This is a genomic window from Micromonospora sp. DH13 (genome assembly GCF_020873825.1).
In the GTDB taxonomy this organism is placed as follows: Bacteria; Actinomycetota; Actinomycetes; order Mycobacteriales; family Micromonosporaceae; genus Micromonospora; species Micromonospora haikouensis.
Genome location: NZ_JAHWGR010000019.1, coordinates 128,693 through 144,192, shown reverse-complemented (window position 1 = coordinate 144,192; position 15,500 = coordinate 128,693). Strand labels below are relative to the sequence as shown.

At 72.3% G+C, this 15,500-nt stretch carries 10 protein-coding genes and 1 riboswitch; of the genes, 2 read left to right on the top strand and 8 right to left on the bottom strand.

Annotated elements, in window-relative coordinates; all coding sequences use genetic code 11:
* Positions 1-146: 146 nt before the first annotated feature.
* The 3 genes from LPA42_RS19400 to rhaI are packed head-to-tail and all read right to left on the bottom strand — an operon-like array spanning position 147 to position 4,133.
* Complete coding sequence (locus tag LPA42_RS19400) at positions 147-1,163, bottom strand: aldo/keto reductase (protein WP_077939672.1); 1,017 nt, start codon at positions 1,161-1,163, stop codon at positions 147-149.
* The gene (locus tag LPA42_RS19395) at positions 1,160-2,959 is read right to left on the bottom strand and encodes a hypothetical protein (protein ID WP_077939671.1); all 1,800 of its coding nucleotides are present in this window, start codon (positions 2,957-2,959) and stop codon (positions 1,160-1,162) included. Before LPA42_RS19395 ends, LPA42_RS19400 begins: the two co-directional genes overlap by 4 nt.
* A complete protein-coding gene (gene rhaI / locus LPA42_RS19390; protein ID WP_077939670.1) occupies positions 2,952-4,133 on the bottom strand; it encodes an L-rhamnose isomerase in 1,182 nt (393 codons plus the stop codon). Before rhaI ends, LPA42_RS19395 begins: the two co-directional genes overlap by 8 nt.
* Positions 4,134-4,443: 310 nt before the next feature.
* On the opposite strand from rhaI, the gene LPA42_RS19385 reads away from it, so the two are divergent.
* A complete protein-coding gene (locus tag LPA42_RS19385; RefSeq protein WP_077939669.1) occupies positions 4,444-5,484 on the top strand; it encodes a LacI family DNA-binding transcriptional regulator in 1,041 nt (346 codons plus the stop codon).
* 26 nt (positions 5,485-5,510) lie between these two features.
* On the opposite strand, the gene LPA42_RS19380 is transcribed toward LPA42_RS19385, so the two are convergent.
* The 3 genes from LPA42_RS19380 to LPA42_RS19370 form a co-directional block, all read right to left on the bottom strand.
* Positions 5,511-6,488 (bottom strand): ribonucleotide-diphosphate reductase subunit beta, encoded by a 978-nt coding sequence (locus LPA42_RS19380; RefSeq protein ID WP_228986740.1) that lies wholly within the window; start codon positions 6,486-6,488, stop codon positions 5,511-5,513.
* A 59-nt stretch (positions 6,489-6,547) separates the two neighbouring features.
* Positions 6,548-8,923 (bottom strand): ribonucleoside-diphosphate reductase subunit alpha, encoded by a 2,376-nt coding sequence (locus LPA42_RS19375; protein ID WP_077939667.1) that lies wholly within the window; start codon positions 8,921-8,923, stop codon positions 6,548-6,550.
* A 135-nt stretch (positions 8,924-9,058) separates the two neighbouring features.
* A riboswitch (cobalamin riboswitch) is annotated at positions 9,059-9,270 on the bottom strand.
* A gap of 166 nt (positions 9,271-9,436) precedes the next feature.
* Positions 9,437-12,571, bottom strand: coding sequence for a glycoside hydrolase family 2 TIM barrel-domain containing protein (locus tag LPA42_RS19370; protein ID WP_158229489.1), 3,135 nt, complete (start codon positions 12,569-12,571; stop codon positions 9,437-9,439).
* 280 nt (positions 12,572-12,851) lie between these two features.
* Between LPA42_RS19370 and LPA42_RS19365 the strand changes: the two genes are divergently transcribed.
* On the top strand, positions 12,852-13,196 hold the full coding sequence (locus tag LPA42_RS19365; RefSeq protein ID WP_077939665.1) for a hypothetical protein: 345 nt from the start codon (positions 12,852-12,854) through the stop codon (positions 13,194-13,196).
* A 12-nt stretch (positions 13,197-13,208) separates the two neighbouring features.
* Here the strand turns inward: LPA42_RS19365 and LPA42_RS19360 are convergent, their stop codons facing one another.
* Both LPA42_RS19360 and LPA42_RS19355 read right to left on the bottom strand, forming a co-directional pair.
* Positions 13,209-14,228, bottom strand: a complete 1,020-nt coding sequence (locus LPA42_RS19360) for a phosphotransferase family protein (RefSeq protein WP_077939664.1) — start codon at positions 14,226-14,228, stop codon at positions 13,209-13,211.
* Positions 14,225-15,448 carry an acyl-CoA dehydrogenase family protein gene (locus tag LPA42_RS19355; RefSeq protein ID WP_077939663.1) on the bottom strand — a complete coding sequence of 408 codons (1,224 nt, stop codon included), beginning with the start codon at positions 15,446-15,448 and terminating at the stop codon, positions 14,225-14,227. The genes LPA42_RS19360 and LPA42_RS19355 overlap by 4 nt, the downstream gene beginning before the upstream one ends.
* Positions 15,449-15,500 lie beyond the last annotated feature (52 nt).

Sequence of the window (15,500 nt, the reverse complement as noted above, 5' to 3'; positions counted from 1 at the left end):
GCGCGAAGGCGTTCGTCGACCTGGTCGACCAGCGGGCCGGCGCGGACCACCTGTGGGACAGCGGCTACCAGCTCGGCGACTGGCTCGACCCGACCGCCCCGCCGCACGCCCCGCCCCGGCGGGCGCGACACGTGGTCGAGGGTCGGTCAGAGGCCCGGTGCGGTGGGCCGAGCCGTCCGGGGCTTCGGCTCGCGGATCTCGGCCACGTCGATCGCGTCGAGGCGGGCCAGCACCTCCGCGTCCGGGATCAGGGCGGCAGCGCGACCGGCGGCGGCCACCTCCTCGGGGTTCTCCGCGCCGACGATCGCGGCGGCCACCGTGGGCCGGGACAGCAGCCAGGCGACGGCCAGCTCGTCGGCGCGGTGCCCGGCGGCGGCGGCGATCTCCTCCACCTGCGCGGCGGCGGCCTGCTGGGACGGGGTGAACGCGCCGCCGCCCCACCGGGACTCCCCCGCGTGCGCCCTGGTGCGGGCCGCCGCCCCGGCGAGCAGCCCCCCGGCGAGCGGGCTGAACGCCACCACCGACAGCCCGAACCTGTCGGCGAGGGGGACGATCTCCGCCTCCACGCCCCGCGCGAACAGGTGGTAGCGCACCTGGAGGGCGACGGGTGGGTGCAGCCGCCGGTCGTCGCAGATCCACAGCGCGTGCACGGTCTGCCAGGCCGGGAACGTCGACAGCGCACAGTGCCGGGCCTTGCCGGCGCGGACCAGGTCGTCCAGCGCGGCGAGGGTGGTCTCCAACGGGGTGGCCGGGTCGGGATGGTGGGCGTAGAAGACGTCGACGTGGTCGGTGCGCAGCCGGCGCAGGCTGCGGTCGAGCTGGGCGAACAGGTGCCGGCGGGACAGTCCCCGGTCGTTGACGCCCGGGCCGACCGGCTCCTGCGCCTTGGTGCACAGCACCACGTCGTCGCGGCGGCCGGCCAGGGCCCGGCCGAGGATCTCCTCCGCCGACTCCCGCTCGGCCGCCGGGGGCACGCCGGGGCGGTCGAAGTGCGGCAGGTTGCCGTACGCGTTGGCGGTGTCGACCAGGTTGATGCCGGCGTCGAGGGCGGCGCCGACGACGGCGTCGGCGCGGGTGGCGTCGGGCGCCACGCCGAAGGTCGCCGTGCCCAGGGCGATCCGGGAGACCCGGATACCGGACGGGCCGAGCAGCGCGTACCTCATGGTTGTCCTCCTCGTGGCTGCCGGTCGACCACCACGCAGGGGGTGGGCGTGCCGGCGGTGCGGGCCGGTTCGCGGCGCAGCGTGCCGGCCACGGCGTGCAGCACCTCGGCGGTGGGCGGGAAACCGCTGGCGGGCGGGTCGTCGGCGAGGCAGGCCAGCAGGTCCAGCCCGCCGGCCGGGCCGCGCAGCCGCAGCCCGGTGGTGCCCGGCGGCGGCGTCCCGGGCAGCCGCCGCCAGCCGGCCGTGCCGGCCAGCTCCCGCAGCGCGAACCACAAGGGGTACGCGGCGAACGCGTCGCCGGCCGGCTCGCCGACGCCGCGCAGGCCGGTGGTGTGGCACAGCGACACGCGGGCCACCCCGGCGGCGGCGAAGCCGGCGAGCGCGGCCACCGTCCAGGCGGCATGGAACACCGACCGCTGCCGGGCGAGCCCCGGCCCCCAGCCGTACGCGGGGCCGGGCGTGGCCGCCCCCCACGAGTCCCAGTACGGCAGGTGACCGACCGGGCCGACCAACAGCGGCCGGCCGCCCGCCAACTCGGTGGCGGCGGCCAGCACGGCGGGGTGGCTGTCGAGCGACGATCGCACGGCGGCCCGGTCGACGTCGTGCGCGCAGGACGCGATCGGGAACGTGACGACGTCCAGCTCGTCGACCGGCGGCGCGGCGAGCAGGGCGGCCAGGTGGGCGCGGCTGCCGCCGCCGATCGTCACGCCCGCGCCGAGGCGGGGGCGCAGGGCGCGCACCAGCGCGGCGGAGGTGCGGGCGGTGCCCGCGTCGAACGCGAGGACGGTGGTCAGCCGGCCGTCGAGCAGGCCGGGCAGCTCGGCGGCGGGCCCGGGATCGGTGGGGTCGGCGACGAGGGTGAGGACGACCGGCACGTCCAGGGCACGGGCTGCCGTGGCGTCGGCGGCCAGCAGCTCCCGCCACCGGGGGTGAGCGAGGTCGGTGGTCAGGTGGAGGAAGGCCGGCCGCAGCTCGGCGACGGCCGCGAGGGCGGCCGACGGAAGCGCTCCCCCGGAGTGCTGCAGCCCCAGCGGAGGCATGACGCCGGCCGGGGTGGCCACGTCGGGCCGGCGGGGGCGGGCGCGGGCCGGCCCCGGGGCGGTTGGAGCGGCGGTGATCCGGAGCCGGTGGCGCAGCACGTCGCCGGGGCGCAGGACGATCGGACGGGGCGCGGCCAGCGGCGGCGTGTAGGTCTTGAAGCCGTCGTCGGACCAGTCGCGGTGGTCCTCCACCTCGAACTCGCCGCCGTCGAGTTCCAGCACGACGCCGGTGGGGGCGAGGTCCAGCTCCATCCGAGCGCCGGCGGCGAACACCGGCGACCGGGCGACGTGCCGGGGAAACGCGAACCCGGCCGGGAGCCCGCCCGGGTGCCCGCGCACCGGGCGTCCGGCCTGGTCCCCGGGGTGCAGGACGGCCGGGCCGACCCGGTTGACCCGCACCGTGCGGGTGCCGGCGGGCCGGGACTCGAACGCGACGTCGAAGCCGTCGGGGACGGCCCGGATCTCGCCGCGCAGGTCGAGACCGTGCCCCGGGTAGCGCGCCGTGAACGTGGCGGCGGGCCCGTCCCGGCCGGACGGGGCGAGGGTGTACGTCAGCGCCGCCCGCTCGGTCGACCAGTCGGTGGCCCGCACGGTGTGCAGGACGCGGGTGAGCACCCGCCGCCCGTCGAGCCGGACGTCCTCGATCCCGCGCACCGTGAGCCGGGCCGACCACCGCCCCAGCGCGAGGTCGTGCCACGGTTCGGCCGACTCCCGGTCCCCCCACGCCAGTTCGTCGGCCCCGCCGGTGTCAGGCACCCCAGCCGGCCTGCTGTCCGCCGGCCCGTTCGGCGCGGATCTTCTCGAAGTAGCCGGAGCGGGCGTATGCGCCCATCGGGTCCGGGTCCAGACCCGCGTCGGCGCGAAGCTCGGCGAGCAGCGGCCGCACGTCGGTGTGGTAGGCGTCCATCAACACCGCGTTCGCCGCGAGCACGTCACCGGCGTCCTGAGCGGCCCGCAACGCGGCCCGGTCGACCAGCAGCGCCTTCGCGGTGGCCTCCTGCACATTCATCACCGACCGGATGACCGCCGGAATCTTCGGCTCGATGTTGTGACACTGATCGAGCATGAACGCGACACCCGCCTCCGGACGCAGAGCGTCCGCGAGCACGATCTCGTGCATGATCCGGAACAGCTGGAACGGGTCCGCTGCGCCGGCCATCAGATCGTCGTCGGCGTAGAAGCGAGAGTTGAAGTCGAAACCGCCCAGCTTCCCGGCCCGCAGCAGAATCGCCACGATGAACTCGATGTTGGTTCCAGGGGCGTGGTGCCCGGTGTCGATGACGACCTGCGCCTTCGGCCCGAGTTCGAGGCAATGCGCGTACGCGGTGCCCCAGTTCGGCACGTCCGTGGCATAGAACGCCGGCTCGAACAACTTGTACTCCACCAACATCCGCTGCCCGTCCCCCAGCCGGTCGTACGCCTCCCGCAGCGCCTCCGCGAGACGATCCTGCCGGGCACGCACATCGTCCTGACCCGGATAGTTGATGCCATCGGAGAACCACAACTTCAGATCGCGCGAACCAGTGGCGTCCATGACGTCCACGCACTCCAACAGATGGTCCACCGCCTTGCGCCGCACACCCGGGTCGGGGTTGGTCACGCTGCCCAACTTGTAGTCATCGTCCTGGAAGACGTTGGCATTGACCGCACCGAGAGCCACGCCCTGCTCCTTGGCGTGGCGGGCCAGGTCGGCGTAGTCGTCGACCCGGTCCCACGGAATGTGCAGAGCCACCGACGGGGCCACCCCGGTGAACCGGTGCACGACAGCCGCATCCGCGACCTTCTCGTACGGATCCCGCGGCACACCCTCCTGCGCGAACACCTTGAACCGCGTACCGGAATTGGCATACGCCCAAGAGGCCGTCTCGATGCGCTGGGCACGCAGCGCCGCCGCCACCCGGGCCCGGGTGCTTGGGGACAGCTCAGGCATCGGGTGCCTCCCCCGGTGCGAGGGCGCCGGGGGATCCCGGGCCCGTTCCGGGCAGCAGCGGATTGGCCACCATCGCTCCGATCTCGGCAAACACGTCGTGAAACGTTTCATACACCTGTTACGCTCACGGTAGGTCGCCACGCACGGCACGTCAAGGAGTTCGGCCAACTCGCCCTGCGTGTAACCTGGGGGACGGCGTTTTTCCGCCCGACCGTAGTTGACACGTTTTAGAAGGCGGCTCCCTGCCGGGGTCGCACCGGTGCCGCCGTCCGACGGCGACCGGCTGGCAAGGCGACGAGGAGCGAGGGCGATGACGGCCAGCATCAAGGAGGTCGCGCGCCACGCCGGGGTGTCCATCGGCACGGTGAGCAACGTGCTGAACCGGCCCGACCTGGTCGCCGAGGCCACCCGGCGGCGCGTCCTGAACGCCATCGCCGAGCTGGGGTACGTCCGCAACGACTCGGCGCGGCAGCTCCGCGCCGGGCGCAGCCGCCAGATCGCCATCGTGGTGCTCGACGTCACCAACCCGTTCTTCACCGACGTGATCCGGGGCGCCGAGGCCGCCGTCGACAAGCACGGCGTGATGGTCGTCGTGTGCAACAGCGGCGACGACGACGAGCGCGAGCGCCGGCACCTGGAGCTGCTGGAGGAGCAGCGCGTACGCGGGGTGCTGATCACCCCCGTGGACGACTCGCGTGGCTCCCGGCTGGAGCAGCTCATCCGCCGGGGCACCCCCGTCGTGCTGGTGGACCGGGGAGCCGGCCGACACAGCCTGTGCTCGGTGGCGGTCGACGACGTGCTCGGCGGTCGCCTCGCCGGCGACCACCTGGTCGAGCAGGGGCACCGGCGGATCGCCTTCGTCGGCGGCCCGCTCAGCATCGCGCAGGTCGCCGACCGGCGCGCGGGCGTCACCCAGGCGCTGGAGGGCAACGCGGAGCTGATCAACGTCACGACCCCGAACCTGACCGTCGGCGCGGGCCGGTCCGCCGCCCGCGAGCTCACCGCCCTGCCCGCGGCCGACCGGCCCACCGCCGTGATGTGCGCCAACGACCTGATCGCCCTCGGCGTGCTCCAGGAGCTGACCCGGCAGGGCATCCGGGTCCCCCAGGACATCGCCATCGTCGGCTACGACGACATCGAGTACGCGGCCGCCGCGGCGGTGCCGCTGTCCTCGGTGCGGCAGCCCCGCGAGCAGCTCGGCCGCACGGCCGCCCAGTTGCTCCTGGAGGAGGTCGACAACGCCGGGCAGCACCAGCACCGGCACGTGGTCTTCCAGCCGGAGCTCGTCGTGCGGGAGTCCAGCGCACGGCCCGCGCGGCGGCGACCGCGGCAGCCGTCGATCGCCTCCTAGCGGCGGTCGCCGCCGCGCAGGCCCGGTCAGAAGTCCTCGTCGAAGCCGACCGTGCCGGTCACCCCCACCTGGTAGGCCGACACCCGTCGTTCGAAGAAGTTCGACAGCTCCTGCACGTCCTGCAGCTCCATGAACGCGAACGGGTTGCGGCTGTGGTACATCGGCTCGATGCCGAGCGTGGCCAGCCGCCGGTCGGCCACGTGCTGCAGGTACTCGCGCATGTCGACCAGCGACAGCCCGGACACCCCCTGCTCCAGCAGGTCGGCGGCGAACTGCACCTCGCACTCCACGGCCTCGGCCAGCATCTGCCGCACCTGCCGTTCCAGCTCCGCGTCGAACAGCTCCGGCTCCTCGGCGCGTACGGTGTCCACCACGTCGAAGGCGAACTCCATGTGCATCGACTCGTCGCGGAACACCCAGTTGGTGCCGGACGCCAGCCCGTGCAGCAGCCCCCGCGAGCGCAGGAAGTACACGTAGGCGAAGGCGCCGTAGAAGAACAGCCCCTCGATGCAGGCGGCGAAGCAGATCAGGTTGAGCAGGAACGCCCGCCGGTCCTCGCGCGTCCGCAGCTCCCGCAGGTCGTGGATCGAGTTGATCCAGGTGAAGCAGAACTCGGCCTTGCGGGCGATCGACGGGATGTTCTCCACCGCCGCGAACGCCGCGAACCGTTCCCGCTCGTCCGGCACGTAGGTGTCCAGCAGGTTGAGGTAGAACTGGACGTGCACCGCCTCCTCGAACAGCTGCCGGGACAGGTAGAGCCGGCCCTCCGGGGAGTTGACGTGCTGGTAGAGGTTGAGCACGAGGTTGTTGGCGACGATCGTGTCGCCGGTGGCGAAGAACGCGACCAGCCGGGACACCAGGTGCTGCTCCGCCGGGGAGAGCCGGGCGAGGTCGGCGAGGTCGGAGTGCAGGTCGACCTCCTCGACGGTCCAGGTGTTCTTGATCGCGTCCTTGAACCGGTCGAAGAACCGGGGGTAGCGCATCGGCCGCAGGGTCAGGTCCATCCCGGGGTCGAGCAGCAGGTGCCGCTGGCCGGCGGTGGAGCGGGGTTCGGAAACGGTCGTCACTGGCACGCCTCGCAGCTCTCGGGGTTCTCCAGGGAGCAGGCCAGCGCCTCGTCGGCGCTCACGGCGACGACCGGCCCGGCGGCCGGGGTGACCGCGACGGTGGCCTGCTGGATGCGGGTCGCGGGACGCGAGCGCAGGTAGTAGGTGGTCTTGAGCCCGGACTTCCAGGCGTACAGGTACATCGAGGAGAGCTTGCCGATGGTCGGCGCGCTCAGGAACAGGTTGAGCGACTGCGACTGGTCGACGTACGGGGCGCGGGCGGCGGCCAGGTCGATCAGCGCGCGCTGCGGCAGCTCCCACGCCGTGCGGAACAGGCTCCGCACCGCCTCGGGCAGCTCGGTGACGCCCTGCACCGAGCCCTCGTCCCGCTTGATCCGCTCGCGGATCGCCGGGGTCCACAGCCCGCGCGCCTTCAGCTCACGGACCAGGTACGTGTTGACCTGGAGGAACTCGCCGGACATGGTCTCGCGCTTGAACAGGTTGGACACCTGGGGCTCGATGCACTCGTAGCAGCCGGCGATCGAGGCGATGGTGGCGGTCGGCGCGATCGCGACCAGCAGCGAGTTGCGCAGGCCGTGCGCGGCGATCCGCGCGCGCAGCGCGGCCCACCGCGACGGCTGTGTGACCCGCGCTCCCCACAGGTCCGGGTGCAGCTCGCCCTTGGCGGCCCGGGTCTGGGCGTACGCCGGGTGCGGGCCGAACCGCTCGGCGAGCCCGGCGGAGGTCTCCAGCGCGGTCAGGAAGATCTCCTCCTGCACCCGGGTCGACAGCTCGCGGGCCTCGGGCGAGTCGAACGGCAGGCGCAGGGTGAACAGCGCGTCCTGCAAGCCCATCAGCCCGAGCCCGACCGGCCGCCAGCGCGGGTTAGACGCCGCCGCCTGCTCGGCCGGGTAGTAGTTGATGTCGATCACCCGGTCGAGGAACACCACCGCCGTGCGGACGGTCGCGCGCAGCCGGTCCCAGTCGACGCCGTCGGCACCCACGTGTGCACCCAGGTTGACCGAGCCGAGGTTGCACACCGCCGTCTCGGCGTCGTCGTTGACCTCCAGGATCTCGGTGCACAGGTTCGACAGGTGGATCACGTTGCCCGGCTCGCCGGTCTGGTTGGACAGCCGGTTGGACGCGTCCTTGAACGTCATCCACCCGTTGCCGGTCTGCGCGAGCGTGCGCATCATCCGCCCGTACAGGTCGCGGGCCCGGACCGTGCGGACGGCCTTCTTCTCCGCCGCCCGGTACGCGGAGTCGAACGCCTCGCCGTACAGGTCGGGCAGCTCGGGGGCGTCGGACGGGTCGATCAGCGACCAGTCGCCGTCGGCCTCGACCCGGCGCATGAACTCGTCCGGGATCCAGTTGGCCAGGTTCAGGTTGTGGGTGCGCCGGGACTCCTCGCCGGTGTTGTCCCGCAGCTCCAGGAACTCCTCGATGTCCGGGTGCCACGGCTCCAGGTAGACGCAGGCCGCGCCCTTGCGCCGGCCGCCCTGGTTGACCGCCGCAACCCCGGCGTCGAGCGTCTTGAGAAACGGCACGATCCCGTTCGAGCGCCCGTTGGTGCCCCGGATCAACGCGCCCCGGCCGCGCACCCGCGACCAGGAGATGCCGATGCCGCCGGAGAACTTCGACAGCTTCGCCACCTGGTGGTAGCGCTCGTAGATGGAGTCGAGTTCGTCGCGCGGCGAGTCGACCAGGAAGCACGACGACATCTGGGTGTGCCGGGTGCCGGAGTTGAACAGCGTCGGCGAGCTGGGCAGGTACGCCAGGGTGGACATCAGGCGGTAGAAGTCGACCGCCTCCCCCGCCGTCTGCGACAGCCCGCAGGCCACCCGCAGCAGCCAGTACTGCGGCGTCTCCACCACGAGCCGGGTCTGCGGGTGCCGCAGCAGGTAACGGTCGGCGACCGTGCGCAGGCCGAAGTACTCGAACCGCAGGTCCCCGGCCGGGTCGACGGCGTCGTCCAGCTCGCGGGCGTGGGCGGCCACGAAGGCGGCCGTGCCGTCGCCGATCAGGCCCAGGCCGTGGGCGTACCGGATGGACTGGCTGAAGCTGTCCACCTCCTGCCCGCGGACCTCCTCGGCCACGTACGCGGCCAGCAGCCGCGCCGCCAGCTTCGAGTACTGCGGTTCCTCGCCGATCAGCTCCGCCGCCGTCTGGATCGACAGCTTGTCCAGCTCGGCCGTGGTCGCCCCGTCGTACAGGCCGCTGATCGTCTTCGTCGCCACCCGCAGCGGGTCGACCTCGTCCAGGTCGGCGACCCAGCGCTGCACCGCTTCGACGATCTTGTTGACGTCCACCGGCTCGGTGTCGCCGTCCCGCTTACGGACCTGCATGACGTGCCGGCGTTGCCCCGGCCTCGCCTGCTCGCGCGTCGCGCTCATGTTCGCCCTCCTCAAGCCCGTCCCCGAGGTCGAGGGCGCGCGGGAGGACGCCGCCGGACACCCGCGACGGCACAACCCGCCGCCGCTGCCGGCTGATGGCGTCGGCCGTCCCACGCGGCCTTCGACCGCCGCACGCGTCGCGTGCGGCACGCTGGCAGGTCTTCGGACTCGCGGGCGTCGTGCTCGGTGCCTACTGGCCGTCGCTTCCCAGGCCCGGCCGGACCCAGTGCTTCGTTGACGGCGGTCGTTCCCACTCACCGCTGCGGGGCAGCCCCGGAATCACACCGGGTTCCCTCTTGCCTCGACCATCGTGGACCGATGGCCGAACCAGCTACGGGTGACACCATATATGGGCGCAAGGCGAAGATGGCAACACCAGATGATGTGTCGGGCGAGTCGCCGCGCAGCGTGACTCCACCCTCGCACCGGGTGAGCGGCGACCGCGGGCCACCGGCCGGACGACGGGCCAGCCCGCAGGTGCGCGGGCTGGCCCGGATCCGGGGTGGCGGGCGGCTAGGAGGTCTTCAGGCTCCACTGCTGGTTCGCGCCGCCGTTGCACGACCACAGGACGATCTTCGTGCCGTTGGCGGTGGCGGCGCCGCTGGCATCCAGGCAGAGCCCCGACGCGACGCCCGTGATGCTGCCGTTGGCGTTGACGTTCCACTGCTGGTTGCTGCCGCCGTTGCAGTCCCAGATCACGACCGTGGTGCCGTTGCTAATGCCCTGGCCGTAGGCGTCCAGGCACTTGTTGCCGTACACCTGGAGCTGGCGGCTCGACGTGTAGGTCCACCGCTGGTTGCTGCCGCCGCCGCAGTCGAAGAGCTGCACCTGGGTGCCGTTGGTCGTCGTCGAGTTCGGCACGTCCACGCAGCGGTTGGACTGGGTGCCGACGATGGTGCCCTGCTGGCCGTTGCCGCCGTTCGCCGGGGGCGGCGGCGCCACCACGGCCGGCGCGGCCGACACGACGGTCGCCCGGTCCAGCGCGACGGAGCCGTTGCCGACGACCCGCACCCGCACGACGTGCTGCCCCTGGGTGAGGGTGCCGCTGTTGAAGAGCGCCACGTTGCCGCGACGGGCGGACGCCTGGAAGCTGACCGTCTGCTCCGGGCCGCCGTCGACCGAGACGGCGGCCGAGCCGTGCGACGGGTCCTGCACCCCGAACAGCACCACGCGGTTGCCGGTGACGGTGAGGGTGGCCGTGTCACCGGCCGTGCCGCTGCGGGTGTAGTCCTTGCTGAAGGTCTGGTTGTCCCCGACGGCCTGCCAGCTCCCCGCGTAGGTGAAGCTCTGCCGGTCATTGACGTCGACCGGGAAGCCGAACGTGTACGCGCCGCTGGTCGGCACGATCGGGTCGGTGAACGCGGTCGTGTTCACGGTGACGTTCGCCGACGTCAGGCCCGGCGCCGACGCCGTCAGCGTCACCGCGCCGGTCTGGCCCAGCGCGCTCTTGAGGTACACCGCGCCGGTGCCGGCCTCCAGGGCCAGCGGGCTCTCCCCCACGACCGCCCCGGGCCCGGTGACGGTGAACGACACGGGGGCGCTGTTGGTGGGTACCACCTGGTTGTTGCTGTCGAGGGCCTTGACCACGACGCGGGTCATGTCCCCGCCGTCGGCCTTGATCGCGGAGTCGTCGGCCGTCAGCGTCAGCCGGGTCGCCGCGCCCGGGGTGTGCCGGGTGTCGGTGGCCACGACCTGCCCGCCGATCCAGCAGTCGGCCCGCAGTTGCCCGCTGCTCACGGTGATCCCGGTGAACTGGAACATCGGGTGCGGCAGGCTCGTGTACGCGTTGGGGTTGATGCGCCCGCGGGACGCGCCGTTGACGAACAGCTCGACCTGCTGGCAGTTGCCGCCGACGTAGACGGTGCCGCTGGAGACGCCGGGCGTCCACTGGCTGGCGATCGACACGTACGGCCCGTACAACGCCGGGTCGCGCTGCGAGGCGTACGCGGCGGCGGCGATCTTCGGGATCCGGAAGATGTCCGAGACGCCGTGGTAGCAGGTGTAGTCCTGGCAGGACGGCGGGGTCACGAACGTGGTGTTGTAGTCGAAGGCCGCCCAGCCCAGCGCGCCGGCCATGTTCGACCTGCCGGCGGCGGTGTTCTGCACGTTCAGGTGCACCCGCATCGTGTTGACCTGCGTCTGCTCCGGGTCCCACGACTTGTGCGGGGAGGTGTGCCCGACCGCCTCGGTGACCAGCCACGGCAGCACGGTCGGCGCTTCCGCGGTGCCGGAGAAGTCGTTGTAGGTGTAGACGTCCTCCAGCAGCTCGCTGCCCTTGAAGTTGCGCACGCCGCCGGTGGGACGCGACGGGTCGAGCTGCCGGGCCAGGTTGTTGGTGCGGGTGTAGAAGTTGTGGTTGTCGCCGGACTCGTTGATCCGCACCCCCCACAGCACGACCGACGGGTGGTTACGGTCGCGCATCACCATCTCGCGGACGTTCTCCACCGCGATGTCCTGCCACGCGGTGTTGCCGATGTGCTGCCAGCCGGGGATCTCCTCCATCACCAGCAGACCGATCTCGTCGGCGCGGTCGAGGAACTCCGGATCCTGCGGGTAGTGCGAGGTCCGCACGATGTTCGCGCCGAGTTCGTACTTGATGATGTCGGCGTCCTTGGCCTGGAGCCGGTTGGGCGCGGCCCGGCCGATGTAGGGGTAGGACTCGTGCCGGTTGAGCCCGCGCAGCTTCAGCGCCTGGCCGTTGATGTAGAACTTGCCGTCGCTCTTGTTGAACTGGATGCTCCGGATGCCGATCCGGGTCTTGTGCTCGTCCACGTAGGTGGAGCCGTCGCGCACCTGCGTGTAGACGGTGTAGAGGTACGGGCGGTCCGGGTGCCAGGCGGTGGGGTTGGCGATCGTGCTGGTGTTGTAGGCGAACTCGACGGCCGACTGCGCGCCGATGGTCTGGGTGGCCGTGCCGGTGGCCACGACGTTGTTGGTGGCGTCGACGACCTGGGTGACGACGGTGACCGACCGGGACTGTGCGCTGTCGTTGCGCACCCGGGTCCGCGCGTTCACCGTGTTGGTGTTCGGCGTGGTGAGGTACGTCCAGTCCACGTGCACGGGGTCGGCGACGATCATGTTGACGTCACGGACGATCCCGCCCCAGACGTAGTAGTCAATCGCGCCGCCCTCCGGCGGGATGTCGTTGCGGGTCATGGAGTCGACCTTCACCGCGATCACGTTGTCGGCGCCGCCGATGTTGAGGTACGGCGTGACGTCGTACGTGAAGGACGTGTAGGCGCCCTTGTGCTGGCCGACGAAGGTGCCGTTGACGTAGACGTCGGCGACCTTCGCGACGCCCTGGAACTCGACGGCGATCCGGCGGCCGGCGTACTGGGTGGGCAGCGTGAAGTGGCGGCGGTACCACGAGGCGGGCACCTCGAAGTCGCCCTTGGGGAAGCCCTTGTGCGGATGGGTCCGGAAGTAGGGCAGGGTCACGGGGACGAAGCCGCTCTCGTCGAGCCCCACGGCCTGCCCGGCCCCGCCGGGCACGTCACCGGAGAACAGCCAGTTGGTGTTGAAGTTGAGCACGGACCGGTTGGACCCCTGCGGAACGTAGGGGGCGGCGGACGCCGGTCCCGGCGGCCCGATCAGCACGAGCGCGGCGGCGGTGACCAGCGCCGTGAGGGCAGCGGCTAGCTTTCGCATTGTCCTCCCCATCTCTCGGGAATGCGGGTTGAAGAACCGGGCCGTCCGGGTGCAGGCAGGGCTGCTGCGGCACGTGCGCTCCCCCGCCTGGCGGAGGGTGACGGGAGCATCGCCAACGTAATTCGTATGACATCTGATGTCAATATCGTTACATGGGAGTACGTCGATGAATAGCGCAGCTCGTCCTGCGGTCCGGGCTGGCGGGCCGTACGGTCGGTTCAGGCGCGGTCACGCCGCGCCACACCGTCCGGACGTGAACGCATGTCGATCGGAGGCCCCGATGAGCCTGATCACGACAGTCGCCGCCGGCCTGGCCGCGACCGTACTGGGTGGCACGATGGTCGGCGCGCCGGCCGCCACCACCACGCTGACCGTCGACGGCCGGTGCAAGGCACAGTTCGGCATCGGCCAGTGGCGCGACTTCGACTGCACCGCGTCGGCCACCGGCGGCGACGGCGACTACCGCTACACGTGGCAGCCGCTGATCCCGATCACGGTCTTCCACGCCGACCAGGGCCCGTCGAGCAGCGGATACTGCACGGCGTACGCCGACACCGTCGTGCGGGTGACGGTCGTCAGCGGCGCCGAGACCGCCAGCGCAAACATCCCGTTCCCCTGCTTCTGAGGTGCGCCCGGATCACCCGCCGAGCCGAGCCAGCCCGGCGGCGAGCAGGCCGGGCACGGCACCGCCCACCGTCTCGAAACCGGAGCCGACGGTCATCCCCTCCACGAACCGGCGGTGCACGCCCTCCGCGATCACGGCCAGCTTGTAGTAGCCCAGCGCCTCGTAGAAGGTCAGATGGATGAGGTCGCGGGACGTGCCGGCGGCGTAGCCCGCCACCAGCTCGTCGCGGGTCGGGAAGTGGTCGCTGCCGGTCACCGGGCAGCCGTGCGGCAGCACGGGCGCGCACACCGGGTCGGTGTAGACCAGCAGCAGACCCAGGTCGGCGAGCGGGTCGCCGATCGTGGCCATCTCCCAGTCGAGCAGCGCGGCCGCCCCGGACAGGTCCGCCGCGTAGATGATGTTGTCCAGCCGGAAGTCGCCGTGCACGATGCCCGGCGCGGACTGCGGCGGCACGGCGGCCGCCAGGCGTCGGTGCAGTTCGTCGGCGTCGGCGGACGGCCGGGTCGCCACGACGTCCCACTGCCGCTTCCAGCGGTGCACCTGTCGCAGCAGGAAGCCCTCCGGTCGGCCGAAGGCGTCGAGGCCGACGCTCGCGGGCGCCACGGAGTGCAGCCGCAGCAACAGGTCGACCATCGAACGCCCGACGGCGCGCACGGTCGACGGCGCGAGGACGGCGAGTTGCCCGGGGTCGCGGATCACCACGCCGTCCACCCAGGCCGCGAGGCTGAACGGCGCCCCGATCACGGCCGGGTCCGCGCAGTACAGCACGGGTGCCGCGACCGGAACGGTCGAGCCGGCCAGGGCGGCGGTGACCCGGAACTCGCGGTGGATGTCGTTCGCCGAGGGCGCGATGGTGCCGAACGGAGGACGCCGAAGCGCCCACGACCGGTCGCCGGCGTGGACGGCGTACGTCAGGTTGGAACGCCCACCGTCCACGAAGTCCACCCGCAGGCCCTCGGTGAGGCCCGGGATGCGGTCGGCCAGGTACGCCTCCAGCGCGGGCAGGTCCAGCGAACGCAGGTCGGCGGTCATGCCGGCAGCGCTCCCCGCACCGCCGCGTCGCGCTCCTGGACCCGGCGCTTGACCGCCCGGCGGGAGATCGCCCAGCGATGGGTCTCGCTCGGCCCGTCGTAGATCCGGAACGGACGCACCTCCCGCAGGTAGCGCCCGAGCATGAGGTCGCCCGAGACGCCGAGGGAGCCGCAGATCTGCAGCGACCGGTCGACGATCCGCCACACCGCCTCCGCGACGAACGCCTTCGCGACGGAGGTGGACTGCGCGGCGCGGCCCCCGGAGTCGAGCTCCCACGCCGCCCGCAGGATGAGGGCGCGGCTGGCCTCGATCTCGATCTCGCTGTCGGCGAGCATCTGCTGGATCATGCCCAGGTCGGCCAGCGCCGACCCGAAGGCCCGCCGGTCGGCCGCGCGGTCCAGCGCGATGTCCTGGGCGTGGCGGGCCAGGCCGAGCCACCGCATGCAGTGCGTCAGGCGTGCCGGCGCGAGCCGGACCTGGGCGTTGTCGAACCCCTGGTCCACCGCGCCGAGGACCCGGTCGGCCGGGACGAAGCAGTCCTGTAGCACGAACTCGCCGTGCCCGCCGACCATCGCCTCGTCGAGGGTCTCGATCGTCCGGACCAGCTCCAGCCCGGGGGCGTCGGTGTCGACCAGGAACATCGTCGCCCCACCCCGGTCGCCGGGCTGGCCGGACGTGCGGGCCATGACGATGGCGAACGCCGCCCCGTCGGCGCCGGTGGTGAACCACTTGCGCCCGTTCAGGACCCACCCACCCGACACCGGGCGGGCCGTGGTGGCGAGCGCGCTCGGGTCGGATCCCGCCCCCGGCGCCGGCTCGGTCATGGCGAAGCAGGAGCGGATCAGCCCGGCCGCGAGCGGGCGGAGGTAGCGCTCCTGCTGGTCGGGGTCGGCCACCGCCGCCAGCAGGTGCATGTTGCCCTCGTCGGGGGCCGCGATGTTGAGCGCCAGCGGGCCGAACAGCGAGTAGCCGGCCTCCTCGAACACGAGCGCCTGCCCGCGCCGGTCGATGCCCAGGCCGCCCCACCGCGGGGGCAGGTGCGGGCAGAAGACGCCCGCCTGTCTCGCCGCGGCCTGCAGATCGCGCCGCACCTGCTCCGGCAGCGCATGGGCGCTGCCCCGGTGCTCGCGCTCGACGGCGAGCACCGTGCCCCGGACGAACGCCCGGGTGCGTTCGGCGACGGTGCGGGCCGCGTCGTCGGGGGTGAGATCCACGGCCATGGCTGCCTCCGATGCCATCAACCTGAGCTAACGCTCACTAGCCGATCCAGGG